At 66.2% G+C, this 5,491-nt stretch carries 2 protein-coding genes; both read right to left on the bottom strand.

The genetic code is table 11. From position 1 onward, the window contains the following. Positions 1-3,331 (bottom strand): DNA-directed RNA polymerase subunit beta' (gene rpoC, locus QZ332_RS12960; RefSeq protein WP_295766183.1); only part of this gene is annotated, 3,331 nt, incomplete at its 3' end. 84 nt (positions 3,332-3,415) lie between these two features. Next, positions 3,416-5,491 (bottom strand): DNA-directed RNA polymerase subunit beta (locus tag QZ332_RS12955; protein WP_295766181.1); only part of this gene is annotated, 2,076 nt, incomplete at its 5' end.

Raw genomic sequence — 5,491 nt, 5'->3', positions numbered from 1 at the left:
GGACCTCCTGGATCAGGTAGTTGTACACCGCGTCCGCGCCCCGGATGCGGAGCACATCGTGGGGGTTCAGCGCGCCGTAGGTCAGCTGGCGGCCCGCCTCGATCACGTCGCCGTCCTTCACCAAAAGGCCGGTGTGGGGCACGGCGTAGGTCCGGGTGTCCCCGTCCTCGGCGGTGACGATGATGTTCAGCAGGCTGCCCTTCGTGGCCTCCTCGAACTTGATGGTGCCGCCGATCTCGGACAGGGTGGCCATACGCTTGGGCTTCCGGGCCTCGAACAGCTCCTCCACACGGGGGAGGCCCTGGGTGATGTCGCCGCCGGCCAGGCCGCCGGTGTGGAAGGTGCGCATGGTCAGCTGGGTGCCCGGCTCGCCGATGGACTGGGCGGCGATGATGCCGACCGCCTCGCCGGGGCCGACGGGCTTGGAGGTCGCCAGGTTCATGCCGTAGCACTTGGCGCACACGCCGCTGGGAGCCTTGCAGGTCAGGACCGTGCGGATCATGACGGTGGGCTTCTTGTCCGGATCGCCGCTGGGGTCGAACTCGCAGCGGTCGCCGGGGCGGGTGTTCTCCTGAACCCACTTCCGGGACTCCAGCAGCTTGGCCTCGGCCACGCCGCTCATCATCGCGCCGCTGCTCAGCAGCACCTCGCCCGTCTCCGCGTCCACCACGTCGCTGACCAGGAACCGGCCCCGGAGGCGGTCGGACAGCCGCTCGATGACCTGTCCGTTCTCGCTGATCTCGGAGACCTTGATGCCGTGGGTGACGCCGCAGTCGTCATAGCGGATGATGACCTCCTGGCTGACGTCCACCATGCGGCGGGTCAGGTAGCCGGAGTCGGCGGTACGCAGGGCGGTATCGGCCAGGCCCTTCCGGGCGCCACGGCTGGAGATGAAGTACTCCAGGGCCGTCAGGCCCTCCCGGTAGTTGGCCTTGATGGGGATCTCGATGGTCTTGCCGGCGGTGTTGGCGATCAGGCCGCGCATGCCCGCCAGCTGGCGGATCTGCTTCATGGAGCCCCGGGCGCCGGAGTCCGCCATCATGAAGATGGGGTTGTAGCGGTCCAGGTTCTTCTGCAGGGCGTCGGACACGTCGTCCGTGGTCTTCTCCCACTCCTGCACCACGTTGCGGTAGCGCTCCTGGTCGGTCATGAAGCCCATCTTGTACTGGGCCTCGATGTTCAGCACCTTCTGCTCCGTGTCACGGACCATCTCGTACTTCTTGGGCGGGATGGTCATGTCGGCGATGGAGACGGTGATCGCCGCCTGGGTGGAGTACTTGTAGCCCGTGGCCTTGATGGCGTCCAGCACCTCGGCGGCCATGGTGAAGCCGTGCTTATTGATGGTCTTGTCGACGATCTTGCCCAGCTGCTTCTTGCCGCAGGTCTCGGTGATCTCGTAGTCGCAGACGTGGGCGGGGTCGCTCCGGTCCACGAAGCCCAGGTCCTGGGGGATGTTGTAGTTGAAGAGGATGCGGCCCGGGGTGATCTCGACGATGCGGGTATAGGCCACGCCGTCCACCTCCTGGGTCCGGCGGACCAGGATGGGGCAGTGGGGGCCGATGATGCCTTCGTTATAGGCCATGAGGGCCTCGTTCTCGTTGGCGTAGATCCGGACCGGCTTGTAAACGGCCTTCCGCTTCTCGGGCCCGCCGTTTTTCCGGGCGTCCGCGTTCGCCGCTTCGATGGCCTCGTTGGCGGCCAGGAAGGCGTCGGCGTCCACCACGCTCCCGGCGGTCAGGTCCGTGTCGCCCGCGTCCACGCACCACACCTCCGACGCGCCCTTCTCGGCGCTGCCCATCCGGTCCATGGTCAGGTAATAGCTGCCCAGCACCATGTCCTGGGTGGGGACGGTGACGGGGCCGCCGTCCTGGGGGCGGAGCAGGTTGTTGGCGGAGAGCATCAGGATGCGGGCCTCGGCCTGGGCCTCGGCGCTGAGGGGCACGTGGATGGCCATCTGGTCGCCGTCGAAGTCGGCGTTGAAGGCCGTGCAGTTCAGGGGATGGAGCTTCAGGGCCCGTCCGTCCACCAGCACCGGCTCGAACGCCTGGATGCCCAGGCGGTGCAGCGTGGGGGCGCGGTTCAGCATGACGGGGTGATCCTTGATGATCACGTCCAGGGCGTCCCAGACCTCGGTGACGCCTTTATCCACCATCTTCTTGGCGGACTTGATGTTGTTGGCGGTGCCGTCCTCCACCAGCTTTTTCATGATGAAGGGGCGGAACAGCTCCACGGCCATCTCCTTGGGCACGCCGCACTGATAGATCTTCAGCTCGGGCCCGACGACGATGACGCTCCGGCCCGAGTAGTCCACGCGCTTGCCCAGCAGGTTCTGGCGGAAGCGGCCCTGCTTGCCCTTTAAAAGGTCGGACAGGGACTTGAGGGCCCGGTTGTTCGCGCCGGTGACGGCCCGGCCTCTCCGGCCGTTGTCGATCAGGGCGTCCACGGCCTCCTGGAGCATCCGCTTCTCGTTGCGGACGATGATGTCCGGGGCGTTGAGCTGGATGAGCCGCTTGAGGCGGTTGTTCCGGTTGATGACCCGGCGGTACAGGTCGTTCAGGTCGGAGGTGGCGAACCGTCCGCCGTCCAGCTGGACCATGGGCCGCAGCTCGGGCGGGATGACGGGCAGCACGTCGATGATCATCCACTCCGGCTTGTTCCCGGACAGGCGGAAGGCGTCCACCACCTCCAGCCGCTTGACGATGCGGGCCTTCTTCTGGCCGGAGGCCCCTTTCAGCTCCGCGTGGAGCTGGTTCGACAGGGCGTCCATGTCCACGTCCTGGAGCAGCTGCTTCACGGCCTCCGCGCCCATGCCGGCCTGGAAGTCGTCCTCATACTTCTCCCGGTAGTCCCGGTACTCCTTCTCGGAGAGGATCTGGTTCTTGCTCAGCGGGGTCTCGCCGGGGTCGGTGACGATATAGTTGGCGAAGTACAGCACCTTCTCCAGGATGCGGGGGCTGATGTCCAGCAGCAGGCCCATCCGGGAGGGGATGCCCTTGAAATACCAGATGTGGGAGACGGGGGTCGCCAGCTCGATGTGGCCCATCCGCTCCCGGCGGACCTTGGCCCGGGTGACCTCCACGCCGCAGCGGTCGCAGATCTTGCCCTTATAGCGGATCTTCTTGTACTTGCCGCAGTGGCACTCCCAGTCCTTGGTGGGCCCGAAGATGCGCTCGCAGAACAAGCCGTCCCGCTCCGGCTTCAGGGTGCGGTAATTGATGGTCTCCGGCTTCTTCACCTCGCCGTAGGACCACTCGCGGATCTGCTCAGGCGAGGCCATGCCGATCTTGATCGCATCGAAGGCGATGTTCCCGCCGGTCTTGTTGTCGATCATATTGCGCGTTCCTCCTTCAAAGCTCCGGGTCTATGGCCCCCGCGTCCGCGCAGGGACCATACATTTGAATCATCAACGAACGCATCATTCGTCGTCGTCCTCGTCTTCCTCGCCGTCAAGCTCGGCGCCGATGTCCGCGCCCGCGTCCTCGGGGGCGTCCTCGATGTCATAGCCGGACTCCTGGAACTCCGCCGCCAGATCCTCGCTGTAGGCGCTGCGGCTCCGCTCGTCGTCGGCGTCCATCCGGGCCAGGTTGAAGGTATCCATGGCGTCCTCGTCCTCCCGGAGCTCGATGGCGTTGCCCTCGGCGTCCAGGACCTGGATGTCCAGGCACAGGGACTGGAGCTCCTTGACCAGGACCTTGAAGGACTCGGGCACGCCGGGCTGAGGCACGTTGTGGCCCTTGACGATGGCCTCGTAGGTGCGGACACGGCCCGTCACGTCGTCGGACTTGACCGTCAGGATCTCCTGGAGGGTATAGGCCGCGCCGTAAGCCTCCAGGGCCCAGACCTCCATCTCGCCGAAGCGCTGGCCGCCGAACTGGGCCTTGCCGCCCAGGGGCTGCTGGGTGACCAGGGAGTAGGGGCCGGTGGAGCGGGCGTGGATCTTATCGTCCACCAGGTGGTGGAGCTTGAGGAAGTAGACATAGCCTACCGTGACTTTGTTGTCGAAGGGTTCGCCGGTGCGGCCGTCGTACAAAACGCTCTTGCCGTCGGGGTCCAGGCCGGCCTCGGCCAGCATGGCGGAGATGTCCTCCTCCCGCGCGCCGTCGAAGATGGGGGTCGCCACCTTACAGCCCAGGGCGTGGGCGGCATAGCCCAGATGGACCTCCAGCACCTGGCCGATGTTCATACGGGAAGGCACGCCCAGGGGGTTCAGCACGATGTCCAGCGGCGTGCCGTCCGGCAGGAAGGGCATATCCTCCTGGGGGAGCACCCGGGACACGACGCCCTTGTTGCCGTGGCGTCCGGCCATCTTGTCGCCCACCTGGATCTTGCGGCGCTGGGCGATATACACGCGGACCACCATGTTCACGCCGGGGCCCAGGTCGTCGCCGCCCTCGCGGGTGAAGACCTTAGTGTCCAGCACGATGCCGCTCTCGCCGTGGGGGACCTTCAAAGAGGTGTCGCGGACCTCCCGGGCCTTCTCGCCGAAGATGGCCCGCAGCAGACGCTCCTCGGCGGTCAGATCCGTCTCGCCCTTGGGCGTGACCTTGCCCACCAGGATGTCGCCGGCCTTGACCTCCGCGCCCACGCGGATGATGCCGTTCTCGTCCAGGTCCTTCATGGCGTCCTCGCCCACGTTGGGGATGTCCCGGGTGATCTCCTCGGGGCCCAGCTTGGTGTCCCGGGCGTCGATCTCGAACTCCTCGATGTGGATGGAGGTATAGAGATCCTCCCGGACCAGGCGCTCGTTCAGCAGCACCGCGTCCTCGTAGTTATAGCCCTCCCAGGTCATGAAGCCCACCAGGATGTTCCGGCCCAGGGCGATCTCGCCCTGATCCGTGGCGGGGCCGTCCGCCAGGACGGTGGGGTCGACGGGCTGGCCGTCCGCGTCCACGCCCCGTCCGTGGACCCGCTCGCCCACCTCCACGATGGGCCGCTGGTTGATGCAGGTGGTATGGTTGGAGCGGAGGAACTTGACCAGCTTATAGTCTTTCGTCTCGCCGCTGTCGTATTTCACGGTGACATGCCGGGCGTCCACGGAGGTGACCACGCCGTCGCCCTCGGCCAGGACCACGATCTCGGAGTCGATGCAGATCTTGTGCTCCATGCCGGTACCCACGATGGGGGCCTCGGGCCGGAGCAGGGGCACGGCCTGGCGCTGCATGTTCGCGCCCATCAGGGCGCGGTTGGCGTCGTCGTTGGGCAGGAAGGGGATCATGGCGGTGGCGATGGAGACCATCATCCGGGGGGACACGTCGATGTAGTCCACCATCTCCCGGTCCACGTCCACGATCTCGTCCCGGTGCCGCCCGGTGATACGGGCGTTGACGAGGCAGCCGTCCTCGTCCACAGGCTCGGCGGCCTGGCCGACGATGAAGTTGTCCTCCTCGTCGGCGGTCATATAGGTGATCTCGTTGGAGACCTTGCCGGTCTCCTTGTCCACGGCCCGGTAGGGGGCCTCGATGAAGCCGTACTCGTTGATCCGGGCGTAGGT

The organism is uncultured Oscillibacter sp., assembly GCF_910584465.1.
GTDB lineage: Bacteria > Bacillota > Clostridia > Oscillospirales > Oscillospiraceae > Oscillibacter.
This window is presented reverse-complemented; position numbering and strand designations above follow the sequence as displayed.